Raw genomic sequence first — 14344 nt, 5'->3', positions numbered from 1 at the left:
CAAGTGCCGCCGAACCAGACTGAAGCTTAGAACTTGTAGCGCGCGCCGATCATGATGCGACGGCCCAGCTGGGTGACGGCACCCACCTGGTTCTCGTTGCGCATGTGGGTGCGGGTGTACTCGTCCGTCAGGTTGATGGCCTCGAACTGCAGGCGCAGGTGCTGGTTGACGTTGTAGCCCACGCTCCAGTCCAGCTGGCCGAAGGGCTCCACGTACAGAGGCTGGGCACCTTCCACGCCGTCGTAGTTGGCCGCCAGGAACTTGCCGCGCCAGTTGTAGGCCAGGCGCGTCGTCCATGTCTCGTTCTCGAAGAAGCCGACCAGGTTGCCCGAGTCGCCCATGCCCACCAGCACGTCGGTCTGCCCGCCGCGCTTGTTGTTGTCGTAGGCCAGGTTGGACTTCACCTTCGTGAAGTTGGCCGACACGCCGAAGCCGCTGTTGCCGAAGATGTGCTGCGCGTTCAGCTCGATGCCGTTGATCTTGCTGGTGCGGTCGTTGTTGACGAAGGAGCCCACATTGAACATCAGCAGCGGGTCGGTGGGCTGTGCGGTGATGGTGCCGATGGACCCGCCTGCAGCGCCCGGGCTGACGCCAGGGGCCGTCGGGAAGTTCGCGAAGATGTACCTGCGGATGCAATCGGAATCGGCGCCGCAGCCGCCGGCGGTCTGCGCCTGGTTGTACATCGCGTTGCCGATCGGCGTGTTCAGGCCGAACAGGTTCTTGCGCTCGACGACCGCCTGGTTGTAGTCCTTGAGGGACTTGCGGAAGTAGCTCGCCGCGATGTAGCTGCTCTTGGCGTAGTAGTGCTCGGCGGAGAAGTCGATGTTGCTGGACTTCAGCGGCCTCAGGTCGGGGTTGCCCACCGAGGCCACACCTCCGTCGATACGCGCCAGCGGGTCGATCCGCTGCCCACCCTGGATGGCGTTCCAGCCCGGGCGGCCGATGGTCTGGCCGTAGCTGACGCGCAGCTTGGTGTCGTTGGTCACATCGGCGCTGAGGTCGATGGACGGCAGCACGTAGTCGTATTTGCCCTGGCGCGACGCCGAGCGTGTGCCGCTGAACGAGATGGGGATTTCGTTGTTGGCCACCCAGGCCACCGACACCGGGATCTTCTCTGTGGACGGCGAGCCCACCTTGGTGCGCTCGTAGCGGACGCCGACGGCCGCTTCCATGGGCATGCCCCACTCCCAGGCCAGGTTGTACTGGCCGAACGCGGCCTGCGACTTCTCCGTCGTGCGGTAGTCGTCCTGCCAGTCGAACGAGGCCTTCAGCAGCGTGTCAGAGCCCAGGGCCTTGATGGCCGCAGCGCGCAGGTCCTCGAAGTTGAAGGTGTAGAACTGGTTGAACAGGCGCGGGTCGTTCGAGCCGGGGATGCGGCTGAAGTACTTGCTGATCGAGTCGGTCTTCCAGATGTCGTCGGGCATGGCGGCCGGGCCGCCGGCGGCGCCGCCGCCCCAGGTGTCGCGCTGCACGTTGGCAAAGGCCGAGCGGTTCTTCACCTCGGTCAGCGTCAGGCCGAAGTCCAGGCTGCTGTCGTCATCGATGCGCCAGTTGCCCTTGGCCTGCACCTGGCTGACCTGGTTCTTCTGATAGCTGTTGCCGAACACCGAGCCCTGCAGTTCCTGCTTGGTCGGGTCGAGACCGCCGACCATCGACAGCACCGGGAACTTGTTGCTGAAGTCGACAAAGGTGTCGCCGCGGACCAGGGACGCTGTGCCCAGCGTCACGCTGGTGCCCAGCGGGTCGTTGGCACCGGACGTGGCGGTGGCGCGGTGGGCGTCGAACTCGAAGTTCAGCGCGTCGGTGGCCTTCCACTTCAGGTTCAGGCCGAGTTGCTGGTTCTTGTTCTTGGTGCTGATCCGCGAGGCGCCCATGGCCAGGTCGGAGTTGGTCATGTGCTCGCCGTAGATGACGGGCGAGGAGGGCGAGCCGGTCTGGAATTCACCGAACTGGCCACCGAAGTTGAACCAGGCGGAGATGTCGTTGCGGCGCTGGCGGAACTTCTGCTCCGACATGACGAAGTCCAGCGTGCCGACCAGGTCCTTCATCGGCTTGAACTGCATGACAAGCTGGCCGTTCAAGCGCTCGCGGTGCACGCCGGTGAACGAGTAGTTCAGGTTCTGCGGCACGCTGTAGATGGAGTCGACGGCCGGGCGGTTCTTGATCTCGCCCGCCTGGGCTGCGGGCGGCAGGCCGCCCCAGACGGCGTTCGGGCCGCTCCAGTCGTTGTCCTGGATGCCGTTGAAGGTCTTCCAGCCGCTGCTGACGTTGGCCTGCGAATAGCCGGAGTCGCGCACCTGGTAGGTGCCCATCAGCGCGATGCCGAACATGCCGTCGTTGCTTTGCGTGCTGTAGATGCCGCTCAGTTCAGGCGTTACTTTCTTGCCCTGCTGTTCGCCAGGCAGGCGGCGGGCGGACTGGTCGGCCACCATCTTCACGCCGATGCTGGCAATCGTTTCCTTGATGTCGAAGGGGCGTTGGGTGCGGACATTGACGGTCGCACCCATGCCGCCGGTCGGGCTGCTGGCGCGACTGGTCTTGTAGACCTCCAGCGCGGCGACGCCGTCGGAGGCGAGGTTGGAGAAGTCGAACGAGCGCGAGCTGGGCGCGCTGCCGTCCAGGCTGGCGCCGGGCATCTGGCGACCGTTGAGCAGCACCAGGTTGAAGTCAGGGCCCATGCCGCGCACGGTGATGCGGGTGCCTTCGCCGTTCGCGCGGTCGATGGACACGCCGCTGATGCGGCTCAGCGATTCAGCCAGGTTGGTGTCGGGGAACTTGCCGATGTCTTCGGCCACGATGCCGTCCACCAGGCCCGAAGACGAGCGCTTCAGGTTGACCGAGGTTTCCAGCGAGCGGCGGATGCCGGTCACGACGACCGTTTCCAGCTGCGTCGTGCTGGCCAGCGCCTGCGGCACGGACGTGCTGGCGGTGGGGCCTGCATTGGGGTTGCCGGGGGCGCCTTGGGCCAGCACCGCAGCGCTGGCGAACAGCAAGCCGCTGGCGGCAGCCAGGTTGGTGAGGCGAAGGGCGGGGCGGGGTGTTCTCATGCTTTTGTCTCCAGAGTTGTGGTCTTGTCGAGTGGGCTCGATGACGAACTGAAAGCGCTTTCAAGCGTAGTTGATTGCAAGCGCTTTCAACCTAGGCAACACCCTTGGTCTGCGGCTTGGCGGCAACGCCAGGCGGGAAGAGCCGGGGGTGTGGTTTCGGTACCTGATCGCCCTGCAGAGCTGATCCCTGCTGGGATCGGCGCTGCCCGTGGCGCTGGGTACGGGTACTTCCGGGTTGAAAAGCGGCAGCTCGCTGAAACGAATGAAAGCGCTTTCAGACAATCATGCGGCAGGGCCCTGAGATCGGCCACATGGTTTTCCCGGGAGGAACAACAGTCGCTCTGCGAGAGCCGTGAATTGGTCTTTGGGCCGAGCGCCGGGCCTATCCCAAGCCGGCCCACTGGCGATGTGCGCGCGGCTTGATGCCGCAAGCATCGCCGTCCCCTCGGGCCTGTGCCTGCCGAAGGGCTGCGCCACTGGCGCAGCGCGGTCTGCAAGACCGCTCAGGCTTGCCCGCGTTCAGCGCGGCAAGACTGGGCGAGGGGCTACATCTCTAGCGCGCCATGCGGCGCGTGCTCTCGCGCACGACCAGCTCCGGCCCGGGCAGCGCGGCCTTGGGCTTGGTGCCGCGCAGCAGGTCCAGCATGGCCTTGGCGGCCTCGATGCCGATCTCGTAGACGGACTGGCGCACGGTGGTCAGCGGCGGCATGGCGTAGCGCGCCATGATGAGGTCGTCGAATCCGACGAGCGAGACGTCGTCGGGCACGCGCAGGTTGCGCCGATGCAGGCCCAGGCAGGCGCCGATGGCCATCTGGTCGTTGGAGGTGAACAGCGCCGTGAAGTGCGCGTCGCGCTCCAGCAGCCGGCTGACCGCCAGCATGCCACCGGCCTCGGTGTAGTCGCTCTGCACGATGAGAGCCTGGTCGACCGCGATGCCGGCGGCGGCCAGCGCGTCGAAGTAGCCGTTCTGGCGTTCGATGGCGTCATCGTGCAGCAGATCGCCGGCGACGAAGGCGATGCGCCGGTGACCTTGCTCGATCAAATGTTGTGTGGCCAGCCGCGCGCCCAGGCGGTTGTCGAAGCTGAAGCTGAAGAGGCGCGGCCCGGCCAGTTGCCGGCCGACGACGACCATGGGCAGGCTGTCGGACACCCGGCTCAGCTCGGCGTCGGACAGCCGGCCCGCCAGCACGATGACGCCGTCGACGCGGCGCGACAGCAGCGTCTCGATGGCCTTGCGCTCGTCGTCCTCGTTCCAGTTGCCGGACACGAACAGCGGCACGTAGCCGGCCTGCTCCAGCTCGCGCTCGATGCCCAGCAGCGCCTCGCCGTAGAAGGGGCTGGAGATGATCTGCGTGACGACGCCGATGGACAGCGTGCGCCCGCCTGCCAGGCCGCGCGCGACCGGATTGGGGCGGAAGCCCAGTTCCAGGATGGCCGCCTGCACGGCGTCCTTCTTGACCTGGCTGACGGCGGCCGTGCCGTTCAGGATGCGCGACACCGTGCTGGGCGACACGCCCGCCAGCTCCGCCACTTGCTCCAGCGTGACGACGCCGTCCGGGCGGCTTGAAGGCGCTTTCTTGTCGGGAGTCGGCTTGTCGTGGTTCATCGGCGAGGATGCAAGTGTAGGCGCGGGGTCGTTGCGGACCGAAGGCAGGCGATGGCTTGGGGGGGCTGAAACTGAAAGCGCTTTCAATCATCAGTGATGATGGTCTGCCGCCGCCTAGTATTCACCCTTGTTCGGGTGCCCTGCAAGAGCCTCCTCCCAGGAAGCCGCAGGCCCGGATGCCGCCGGTTCGTGTCGGTGGCAACAAGCCTTCGTCTGAAGTGGCCCTAGGGTTTGTGCTGCTGGGTGCGATCGAGGCTCGATGCACAATCTTGAAAGCGCTTTCAAAACCATGTCTGCATCCAACTCCTTCACCCGCCGCCATCTGCTGGCCACCGCTTGCGGCGGTGCGCTGCAGGCCGCCGGCCCGGCCTTCGCTTCGGGCGGGCAGTCGTTGACCGTCGCCGCCTTCCCGCTCGTCGACGTCATCGCCAAGGACTTGCTGAAGGGCTGGAGCCAGCGCAACCCCGAGGTGCGCGCCCAGGTCATCAGCCGCCAGTACGACGACCATCACACGGCGATGACGACAGCGTTATCCACGTCCGGCCACCTGCCGGACGTCATCGCGCTGGAGACCAGCTACCTCGGCCGCTTCTCGCTGGGCACCGGCCTGGAGGACTTGTCCGCGCCGGCCTTCGGCGCCGAGCGCTTCAGGGACCGCTTCGTGCCGTTCGCCATCGAGACGGCGCGCAACCGCGAGGGCCGCATCGTCGCGATGCCCAGCGACATTGGCCCCGGCTCGCTGTTCTACCGCGCCGACCTGCTGGCCCAGGCCGGCTTGAAGGAGGCCGACCTGACGGCCTCCTGGGATGCCTACGTCGCGGCCGGCGCACAGATCAAGGCCAGGACCGGCGCCTACCTGATTGGCGACGTGCGCCTGCTGAAGGACATCATCGTGCGCGGCGGCACGCCGCCGGGTGAGGGCCAGTTCTTCGACAACCAGCAGCGCCCGCAGATCACCTCCGCCCGCTTCGTGCGCGCCTTCGAGCTTGCGCGCAAGGTGCGCAAGCAGGGACTGGATGCGCGGGTGGAGGTCTGGCAGAACGACTGGGCCGAGATGCTCAAGCGCGGCCGCCTGGCCACCGAGATGTCCGGCGCCTGGATGGCCGGCCAGATGGCCAACTGGGTCGCGCCCGGCACGGCCGGCAAGTGGCGAGTGGCGCAACTGCCCGAGAACACCTACTGCTCCTACGGCGGCACTTACTACGCCATCCCGCGCCGCTCGGCGCCCGAGCGCAAGCAGCTCGCCTGGCAGCTCATCCAGGAGTTGACGCTGGACCGCCAGCGCCAGTTCGACGCCTTCAAGTCGCAGGACGCCTTCCCGGCGCTGCTGGCCGCACAGGAGGGCGACTTCTTCGAGCAGCCGCTGCCCTTCCTCGGCGGCCAGAAGGCGCGTCTGCTGTGGCGCGACGCCGCAAGGCGCATCCCCGTCGTCAAGATGCACAAGCAGCACAAGTTCGCCGACGAGGTCATCAACGCCGAGCTGGACAACGTGCTGGAGTACGGCAAGCCCATCCCCAAGGCCCTGGAAGACGCCCAGGCCCTTCTCGTCCACCGAGCGAACCGCTGATGAGTTTCCGCATCCCCTCCCGCTGGGCGCCCTACTTCCTGGTCAGCCCCTTCCTCATCCTGTTCGCCGTCTTCGGCCTGTTCCCGTTGGTGTTCTCCGCCTGGCTGGCCTTCCAGTCCTGGGAGCCGACGAGTGGCATCGAGGCGATGAAGTTCGTCGGCTTCGACAACTTCGCCTTTGCGCTGACCGACGGCTGGTTCTGGAAGTCGCTGCGCAACACGCTGTGGCTGGCCATCGCCACTGGCGTGCCGCAGCACCTCGTCGCCATTCCGCTGGCGGTCTTCCTGCATCGCTCCTTCGGGCGCTGGCGCGGTGTGTTCTCGGGCGCCTACTTCCTACCCTACATCACGTCGACCGTCGCCATCGCGATGCTGTTCGGCTCGCTGTTCTCGACCGATTACGGCTTGGTCAACCAGGCGTTGCACGCGATGTTCGGCACCGAGAACATCAACTGGATGCGCTCGCCCGAGGCCATCAAGCCGGCGGTCGCCATCATCGTGTTCTGGCGCTACGTCGGCTTCAACCTCGTGCTGTATCTCGCCGCGCTGCAGACCATCCCGAACGACCTCTACCAGGCCGCCAAGCTCGACGGCGCCGGCCCCTGGCAGCAGTTCCTGCGCATCACGCTGCCCGGCATCAAGCCCATGATCCTGTTCGGCGTGACGCTGTCCATCATCGGCGGGCTGCAGCTGTTCGAGGAGCCCTTCATCCTGACCAACGGCAAGGGCGGCGCCGACCAGGCCGCGATGACGGTGGCCATGTACCTCTACCGCCTGGCCTTCGACTTCAGCGACTTCGGTGGCGCCAGCGCGCTGGCCTGGATCATGTTCGCGATCATTGCGTTGCTGACCTGGCTGACGAACAAGGCGTTCGCCGACAAGCAGGTGCAGGCATGAAGCAAACACCGAAGTTCCTGGCCTACGCCATCGTCGGCATCGGCGCGCTGTTCATGCTGGCGCCGTTCTATTTCATGTTCGTGTTCGCCACGCAGTCGCGCACCGACATCTTCAACGTACCGCCGCCGCTGTTCTTCAGCGACGAACTGCTCAACAACCTCAAGGTGCTGACGACCCGCCTGCCGTTCTGGAAGAACGTCGGCTGGAGCCTCTACGTGGGCCTGATGTCCACGGCGCTGACGCTGCTGTTCTGTTCCATGGCCGGCTATGCCTTCGCGATGCTGGAGTTCCGCTTCAAGAAGGCGCTGTTCGCCCTCGTCATGGCGACCATGATGGTGCCCAGCTTCATGAACATGATCCCCAGCTTCATGGTCATGGACGCGTTGGGGTGGATCGACACGCACCGCGCGCTCTACCTGCCCGGTGCGGCCAGCGCCTTCGGCATCTTCCTGATGCGCCAGTTCGCGGCCAGCACCGTGCCCAAGGAGTTGCTGAGCGCCGCGCGTATCGACGGCGCCAGCGAGCTGGGCATCTACTGGCGCATCGCGCTGCCGCTGATGAAGCCGGCGCTGGGCACGCTGGGGCTGATCACCTTCATCAGTTCATGGAACAACTTCATGAACCCGTTGATCGTCATGCGCACGGCCGAGAACTACACGCTGCCGCTGGCCCTGCGCAGCCTGTTCAGCACCACGTCCACCGAATGGGGTGCGCTGATGGCGGGCTCGGCCATCGCAACGCTGCCGCTGATCGTCCTGTTCGTCATCTCGTCGCGCCAACTGATCGCGGGCCTGACCGCCGGCGCCGTCAAATAAAAAGAACCCTCATGTCACAAGTCTCCCTGCATCGTCAATTTCCGCCCAACTTCGTCTGGGGCGTGGCCACCAGCAGCTTCCAGATCGAGGGCGCGGCCTTTGAGGACGGCAAGGGTGAGTCCATCTGGGACCGCTTCTGCAAGCAGCCGAGCGCGATCGCCGACGCGAGCAACGGCGAGATTGCCTGCGACCACTTCCACCGCCTCGACGAAGACCTCGACCTCATCGCCTCGCTGGGCGTCAACGCCTACCGCTTCTCCATCGCCTGGCCGCGCGTGCAGGCGCTGGGCCACGGCGAGTTCAACCCCAAGGGCCTGGACTTCTACGAGCGCCTCGTCGACGGCCTGAAGGCGCGCGGCATCGCGGCCTGGGCGACGCTGAACCACTGGGACCTGCCACAAGGCCTGCAGGACCGTGGCGGCTGGAACGACCGCGACACCGTGCACCGCTTCGTCGACTACGCCCGCCATGTGCAGGCGCGCATCGGCGACCGCATCGACGGCCTCACCACGCACAACGAGCCCTGGGTCGTCGCCACGCTGGGCCACGACCAGGGCAATTTCGCGCCCGGCATCAAGAGCAGGAAGATCGCCGCGCAGGTGTCGCACCACCTGCTGCTGTCCCACGGCCTGGCGCTGCAGGCGCTGCGCGCCGACGGCGCCAAGAGTCAACTGGGCATCGTCCTCAACCTGTCGTCCTGCGTGCCCGCCACGGCCATGCCGGCCGACATCGCCGCCGCCGACCTGGCCGACTCGCGCGGCCGCCGCTGGTATGCCGACCCGCTGTTCAAGGGCGCCTACCCGGCCGACGTACTGGCCGAGCTGGGTGCCGACGCGCCGGTCGTCGAGGCCGGCGACATGGCCGCGATCGCCCAGCCCATGGACTACCTCGGCGTCAACTACTACACCCGCAGCGTCGTCTCGGCCAGCGGCGAGGACTGGAACGCCAAGGGTCGCGGCCTGCCGGTGTCCGACATGGACTGGGAGATCTACCCGCAAGGCCTGACCGACCTGCTCGTGCTGCTGCACCGCGACTACGCTGGCCTGCCGCCCGTCTACATCACCGAGAACGGCGGCGCCTTCAAGGACGACGCCGTCGTCAACGGCCGCGTGCAGGACGACGACCGCACCGACTACCTGCGCACGCACATCGCGGCCGTCGCCAGCGCGATGGCGCAGGGCGTGCCCATGGCCGGCTACATGGTCTGGAGCCTGATGGACAACTTCGAATGGGCCAGCGGCTACCTGAAGCGCTTCGGCATCGTCCATGTCGACTACGCCACCCAGGCCCGCACGCCCAAGGCCAGCGCCGACTGGTACCGCGACTTCCTGCGCGACTGGCGCGGCTGATCTCACAACGACAACCCCGGAGACAAAACCATGCAAGTCCTGACACCTGCTCCCCGCCCCTGGCGCCACTTCCTGCCCGCCGTCGCGTTTGCGCTGGCCGCCTGCGGCGGCGGCGGCGGCTCGGCGACGGCTGCCACCCCCGCGCCGTCCAACAAATGGAGCCTGGTCTGGAGCGACGAGTTCAACGCCGCCGCCGGCACCGTGCCCGACGCCAAGACCTGGAACTACGACCTCGGCAACGCCGAGAACAACGGCTGGGGCAACCGCGAGTTCCAGTACTACACGAACCAGGCGCGCAACGCCCAGCACGACGGCGCCGGCATGCTGGTCATCACCGCCGAGAAGGCCACCAACCCCGGCCCCTGCTGGAACGGCAAGCCCTGCGAGTACACCTCGGCGCGCATCCACAGCAACAACAAGGTCAGCTTCACCTACGGCAAGGTCGAGGCGCGCATGAAGCTGCCGACCGGCAAGGGCATCTGGCCGGCGTTCTGGACGCTGGGCACCGACATCGCCACCAACCCGTGGCCCAAGTCGGGCGAGATCGACATCATGGAGTTCGTGCCGCAGACGCCCAACTCGACCTACGGCACGCTGCACGGCCCAGGCTACTCGGGCGCGCAAGGCATCGGCAAGTCGATCGACCTCGGCGCCCCGGTGATCGACGACTTCCACACCTACACCATCATCAAGCGGCCCAACGAGATCGTCTGGTACGTCGATGGCCGCCAGTACCACCGCCTGACGCCGGCCGACCTGCCGGCCGGCGGCACCTGGGTGTTCGAGAAGCCCTTCTTCGTCATCCTGAACCTGGCGGTGGGCGGCGACTGGCCCGGCGCGCCGGACGCGACCACGCCAGCGACATCGCAGATGAAGGTCGACTGGGTGCGCATCTACAAGGAAGACTGAGCCAGGAGCACTAGCCATGCAACGCCTGCTTTCGACGCTGGCCCTGGCGGCCGGCCTGCTCGGCTTGGCACCCGCCCACGCCGCCGAAGTGAAGCTCCCCTTCGGCAGCTTCGTCGCCCCCGACGGCGTGACGGTGGTGAACCGCGAGGAAAGGCCCGACAAGGCCGGCAAGCCGGCGGGCATGGCGGTCTACTCGCGCACCGACGACCCCAAGGCCGTCTTCATCCTCGTCTGGAGCCATGCCGAGCCCGACCCGGCCAAGCCCTACGACGCGCTGGACGGCGCGGTCAAGTTCGGCAACCCCTTCGACAAGAGCCTGACCCGCGACGCCGCCAAGCCGGTTCTGGTGGGCGGCGTGGACGGCGCTCGCTACGAGGGCGCTTTGCCCAACGGCCTGCGGTCGATCAGCTACGTGGTGGTCAACGGCGGCCATCGCCTCATCGTGCTGTTGAAGGCGCCGCCGGGCAACCCGTACAAGGCGCTGACCGACCAGTTCGCCAAGAGCGTGGAGGGCTTTGCCTGGGCGCTGCCGGCGCAGGCCGCAGCGTCGGCAGCGCAGTGACGCGTTTGGCGTTTCGCTCGACCACCTGAGCATTTGCCGGCAGTGGCGGGGGCAGGGGAGAGGGCGGCAGCGCCGGGGCCATACTCCGCGCCGCAGGCGCGCAGTGGCGGCTGCGCTCCCGCCAACTACGCCGGCGTCACGCCGCCCCTGTCCATGCAACTGATCCGTCATGCCGTCCTGGCCGGCCTGGCCTTGTGCGCGGCGTTCAGCGCCTGCGCTGCCGATGCCGTCGCCAACGTCGAGAACTCGGTCGTCAAGATCTTCACCACCTCGCGCGGGCCTGACCTGCTGCGCCCCTGGGGCAAGAGCGCGCCGCGCGAGTCCACCGGCAGCGGCGTCGTCATCGACGGCAAGCGCATCCTCACCAACGCCCATGTCGTGGCCTACGCCAGCCAGGTGCAGGTGCAGGGCAACCAGTCCGGCGAGAAGATCGGCGCGCGCGTCGAGTTCATCGCGCCCGGCATCGACCTGGCCGTGCTGAAGCTGGAGGACGAGTCCTTCTTCGACAGCCGCCCGCCCGTCAAGCGCGCCGCCAAGCTGCCCGCCGTCAAGGATGGCGTGATGGCCTACGGCTACCCCACCGGCGGCACCAGCCTGTCCATCACCAAGGGCATCGTCTCGCGCATCGAGTTCGTCAGCTACAGCTTCCCCACGCAGGGCCTGCGCATCCAGATCGACGCCGCCATCAACCCCGGCAACAGCGGTGGCCCGGCGCTCAGTGGTGACGAGATGATGGGCCTGGCCTTTGCCCGCCTGGGGGCCGGCGACAACATCGGCTACATCATCCCCAACGAAGAGATCGACCTCTTCCTCGCCGACATCGCCGACGGCCGCTACGACGGCAAGCCCGGCCTGTTCGAGGGCGCGCAGGTGCTGCAGAACCCGGCCTTGCGCGCCTATGCCAAGGTGCCCAAGGGTGTGGCGGGCCTGCTCGTCGTGACGCCACAGCCCACGCCGGGCACGCCCCTGAAGCCCATGGACGTGCTGACCCACATCGGCGACGTACAGATCGACGACGAAGGCATGGTGCGCATCGGCGACAACCTGCGCGTGCGCTCCGGCTACCTCGTGCAGCAACTCGCTCGCAATGGCAGCGTGCCCGTGCAGGTGCTGCGCGACGGCAAGCAACTGGCCCTCAAGCTGCCCGTCGTGGTGCAGCCCGACCTGCTCATCCCCGGCTCGCTCAACGGCGAGTTTCCGCCGTACTTCCTCTATGGCCCCCTGGTGTTCACGACACCCACGGCCGACCGCCTGACAGCCTTGGGCGTCAGCATGCCTGCGGCGATGGCCCAGGCCCGCATGGGCAGCCCCTTGCTCACACGGCTGCGCGACCGCCCGGACTTTGCCGGCCAGCAACTGGTGATGGTTTCGTCACCGCTGCAGTCGCACAAGCTCGCGCGGGGCTACGGCAGCCCCATCCTGCGCGTGCTGGCGTCCGTCAACGGCACGCCGGTGAAGAACCTGGCCCACCTGGTGGAGCTGCTGCGCGACGCCAGCGGCGAGTTCGTCGCCTTCCGCTTCGTGGGCGAGGGCCAGGAGCTGCTGGTGCTGCCGCGTGCCGAGGTGGCCGACGCGACCGAGGCCATCATGAACGACAACGGCATCCGCGCCCAGGGCTCGGCCGAGCTGCTCAAGGTCTGGAGCAATCGATGAGCCGCCGCCGCTACCTCGGTCTGTCGACTGCATGGCTGATGGCCGCCGTGCTGCCCGGTTGCGCCCTCACGCCGGCTGCGCCCGATGCCGCCGCGCTTCTGCAGCGCGCCGACCTGGCGCTTGGCAGCGCCAACGTCAAGACGCTGAGCTTCCAGGCGAGCGGCACGGGCGGCGTCTTCGGCCAGGCCCGCGAGCCCGGCGGCGCCTGGCCGTGGATGAACTACACGCAGTTCGCCCGTTCCTTCGACTACGCCAACAACGCGATGCGCGAGGCCTACGCCCGCAGCCGCGCCGACATGCCGGCCGGCCAGACCGCGTCCGTGCAACGCGTCACCGGCTTCGCGCGGGAACGCTGGTCCTGGGGCGTGGCCGGCACCAGCTTCGCCGCCGTGCCGGCCTTGTGGGAGCAGCGCCTGCACGACCTGTGGACCTCGCCGCACGGCGTCGTCATCGCCGCCCGCCAGCACGGCGCCGTGGCCGGCCGCAGCAGCGAGGGCGGCAGCACCTTCGACACGCTGACCTACGCCGTCCCCGGCCTGCTCACCGCCACGGCCTGGCTGGACGCCGCCGGTCGCGTCGTGCGCGTCGACTCCAAACTGCCCAACCCGGTGCTGGGCGACACCGACGTCGTCACCCGCTACGGCGACTACCGGCCCAGCGGCACCGCCCAGTTCCCGATGCGCATCCAGCAAAGCCAGGGCGGCCATCCGGTGTTCGACCTGACGGTCAGTGAGGTGCAGGTCAACCCGCCGCTGGACATCGCCGTGCCCGACAACGTCAAGGCCCACGCCGAGCGCGTCGTCACCGAGAAGCTGGCCGATGGCGTCTGGTTCCTCGGCGGCGGCTCGCACAACAGCGTGCTGGTGGAGATGAGCAACCACGTCGTGCTGGTGGAGGCGCCGCTGCACGACGCCCGCTCCGCCGTCGTGCTGGCCGAGGTGCGCCGGCTCGTGCCAGGCAAGCCGCTGAAGACGGTCATCAACACCCACCACCACTTCGACCATGCCGGCGGCCTGCGCGCCGTCATCGCCGAGGGCGCGACGCTGGTCACCAGCCAGCTCACCAAGCCTTACTACGAGCGCGTGCTGGCCCAGGCCAATACCGTGGCGCCCGATGCACTCGCCAGGTCAGGCCGAAAGCCGGAGATCCTCGGCGTGGACGGGCAGCTCGCGCTGGTCGACGGCGAGCGTCGTATCGAGATGCACGCCATCGTCGGCAGCCAGCATTCGCAGGGCTTCCTGATGGTCTACGTGCCACACGCGCGCCTGCTCATCGAGGCCGACGCCTACAACCCCGCGCCGCCCGGCAGCCCGCCGCCGGCCCGGCCCAGCGACAGCAACGTCAACCTGGTCGAGAACATCGAGCGACTGCAACTGCCGGTCGAGCGCATCGCGCCGCTGCACGGCCGCGTCGTGCCTTACGGCGATCTGCTGACGGTCATCGGGCGGCGCTGAGGCGCGCCGAACCTGCCAGCTTCAGGCGTGGCCTACCACGTAGGCGTGGATGGCCATGCGCACCTCCAGCGGCAGCGCCAGGAACTGCACGCCCAGGCGCGTCTGCGTGCCGGTGAACGACGCGAACACGACGCGCACCTTGGCCTGCACCGCGAGGTGGCGCTGCGGGTCTTTCGGGTTCGGGATCGCGACGGCCGTTTGGACAATGGAGCCGACCGGCATGTGCACGCTGCTCACCACGCCCATGCCGCCCTCGGACACGTCCCAGACCCAGCCGGACGCGACCTTGCCCGAGGCGCCGATCAGGCGGATCGGCCAGTGCGCGCGGGCACGGCGGTGTTGGCGCTCGTCGACGCCGCTGGGACGGGGGAGCGGGCCCTGCGACGGGCCGCCCGGCCCGGCAACGCCGTCGGGGTCAGCAGAGGGTGCGGGGCTGGGCGACATGTCGGGGGTTCTTGATGGCGGCAGTATGCGCGATGAGCTACC

11 protein-coding genes are annotated in these 14344 nt (G+C 67.8%); 8 read left to right on the top strand and 3 right to left on the bottom strand.

Features of this window, described 5'->3' with window-relative positions; all coding sequences use genetic code 11:
• Positions 1-26: 26 nt before the first annotated feature.
• Complete coding sequence (locus ACG00Y_RS11965) at positions 27-3047, bottom strand: TonB-dependent receptor (protein ID WP_394479032.1); 3021 nt, start codon at positions 3045-3047, stop codon at positions 27-29.
• A gap of 553 nt (positions 3048-3600) precedes the next feature.
• Complete coding sequence (locus ACG00Y_RS11960) at positions 3601-4653, bottom strand: LacI family DNA-binding transcriptional regulator (protein ID WP_394479030.1); 1053 nt, start codon at positions 4651-4653, stop codon at positions 3601-3603.
• Positions 4654-4942: 289 nt separating this feature from the next.
• Between ACG00Y_RS11960 and ACG00Y_RS11955 the strand changes: the two genes are divergently transcribed.
• The 8 genes from ACG00Y_RS11955 to ACG00Y_RS11920 all read left to right on the top strand — a co-directional run bounded on the left by ACG00Y_RS11955 (position 4943) and on the right by ACG00Y_RS11920 (position 13858).
• A complete protein-coding gene (locus tag ACG00Y_RS11955; RefSeq protein ID WP_394479028.1) occupies positions 4943-6220 on the top strand; it encodes an ABC transporter substrate-binding protein in 1278 nt (425 codons plus the stop codon).
• The gene (locus tag ACG00Y_RS11950) at positions 6220-7116 is read left to right on the top strand and encodes a carbohydrate ABC transporter permease (RefSeq protein ID WP_394479026.1); all 897 of its coding nucleotides are present in this window, start codon (positions 6220-6222) and stop codon (positions 7114-7116) included. Before ACG00Y_RS11955 ends, ACG00Y_RS11950 begins: the two co-directional genes overlap by 1 nt.
• Positions 7113-7931 carry a carbohydrate ABC transporter permease gene (locus ACG00Y_RS11945; RefSeq protein WP_394479025.1) on the top strand — a complete coding sequence of 273 codons (819 nt, stop codon included), beginning with the start codon at positions 7113-7115 and terminating at the stop codon, positions 7929-7931. The genes ACG00Y_RS11950 and ACG00Y_RS11945 overlap by 4 nt, the downstream gene beginning before the upstream one ends.
• Positions 7932-7942: 11 nt before the next feature.
• On the top strand, positions 7943-9280 hold the full coding sequence (locus tag ACG00Y_RS11940; protein WP_394479023.1) for a GH1 family beta-glucosidase: 1338 nt from the start codon (positions 7943-7945) through the stop codon (positions 9278-9280).
• Positions 9281-9310: 30 nt separating this feature from the next.
• A complete protein-coding gene (locus ACG00Y_RS11935) occupies positions 9311-10189 on the top strand; it encodes a glycoside hydrolase family 16 protein (RefSeq protein ID WP_394479022.1) in 879 nt (292 codons plus the stop codon).
• Between the two features lie 16 nt (positions 10190-10205).
• A complete protein-coding gene (locus ACG00Y_RS11930; RefSeq protein WP_394479020.1) occupies positions 10206-10751 on the top strand; it encodes a hypothetical protein in 546 nt (181 codons plus the stop codon).
• A gap of 153 nt (positions 10752-10904) precedes the next feature.
• A complete protein-coding gene (locus ACG00Y_RS11925) occupies positions 10905-12404 on the top strand; it encodes a S1C family serine protease (protein ID WP_394479018.1) in 1500 nt (499 codons plus the stop codon).
• On the top strand, positions 12401-13858 hold the full coding sequence (locus ACG00Y_RS11920; RefSeq protein WP_394479016.1) for an MBL fold metallo-hydrolase: 1458 nt from the start codon (positions 12401-12403) through the stop codon (positions 13856-13858). Before ACG00Y_RS11925 ends, ACG00Y_RS11920 begins: the two co-directional genes overlap by 4 nt.
• A gap of 21 nt (positions 13859-13879) precedes the next feature.
• On the opposite strand, the gene ACG00Y_RS11915 is transcribed toward ACG00Y_RS11920, so the two are convergent.
• Positions 13880-14302 (bottom strand): PilZ domain-containing protein, encoded by a 423-nt coding sequence (locus ACG00Y_RS11915; RefSeq protein ID WP_394479014.1) that lies wholly within the window; start codon positions 14300-14302, stop codon positions 13880-13882.
• Positions 14303-14344 lie beyond the last annotated feature (42 nt).

The organism is Pelomonas parva, assembly GCF_043555835.1.
GTDB lineage: Bacteria > Pseudomonadota > Gammaproteobacteria > Burkholderiales > Burkholderiaceae_C > Pelomonas > Pelomonas parva.
Note: the sequence above shows the minus strand (reverse complement) of the source record. Positions and strands in the feature narration are given on the sequence as shown.

What these genes read in the sequence shown, in the direction of transcription:
- ACG00Y_RS11935 (WP_394479022.1), top strand. Translation starts at nt 9,311, where the DNA reads ATGCAAGTCCTGACACCTGCTCCCCGCCCCTGGCGCCACTTCCTGCCC.
- ACG00Y_RS11960 (WP_394479030.1), bottom strand. Translation starts at nt 4,653, where the DNA reads ATGAACCACGACAAGCCGACTCCCGACAAGAAAGCGCCTTCAAGCCGC.
- ACG00Y_RS11915 (WP_394479014.1), bottom strand. Translation starts at nt 14,302, where the DNA reads ATGTCGCCCAGCCCCGCACCCTCTGCTGACCCCGACGGCGTTGCCGGG.
- ACG00Y_RS11920 (WP_394479016.1), top strand. Translation starts at nt 12,401, where the DNA reads ATGAGCCGCCGCCGCTACCTCGGTCTGTCGACTGCATGGCTGATGGCC.
- ACG00Y_RS11925 (WP_394479018.1), top strand. Translation starts at nt 10,905, where the DNA reads ATGCAACTGATCCGTCATGCCGTCCTGGCCGGCCTGGCCTTGTGCGCG.
- ACG00Y_RS11940 (WP_394479023.1), top strand. Translation starts at nt 7,943, where the DNA reads ATGTCACAAGTCTCCCTGCATCGTCAATTTCCGCCCAACTTCGTCTGG.
- ACG00Y_RS11945 (WP_394479025.1), top strand. Translation starts at nt 7,113, where the DNA reads ATGAAGCAAACACCGAAGTTCCTGGCCTACGCCATCGTCGGCATCGGC.
- ACG00Y_RS11950 (WP_394479026.1), top strand. Translation starts at nt 6,220, where the DNA reads ATGAGTTTCCGCATCCCCTCCCGCTGGGCGCCCTACTTCCTGGTCAGC.
- ACG00Y_RS11955 (WP_394479028.1), top strand. Translation starts at nt 4,943, where the DNA reads ATGTCTGCATCCAACTCCTTCACCCGCCGCCATCTGCTGGCCACCGCT.
- ACG00Y_RS11930 (WP_394479020.1), top strand. Translation starts at nt 10,206, where the DNA reads ATGCAACGCCTGCTTTCGACGCTGGCCCTGGCGGCCGGCCTGCTCGGC.
- ACG00Y_RS11965 (WP_394479032.1), bottom strand. Translation starts at nt 3,047, where the DNA reads ATGAGAACACCCCGCCCCGCCCTTCGCCTCACCAACCTGGCTGCCGCC.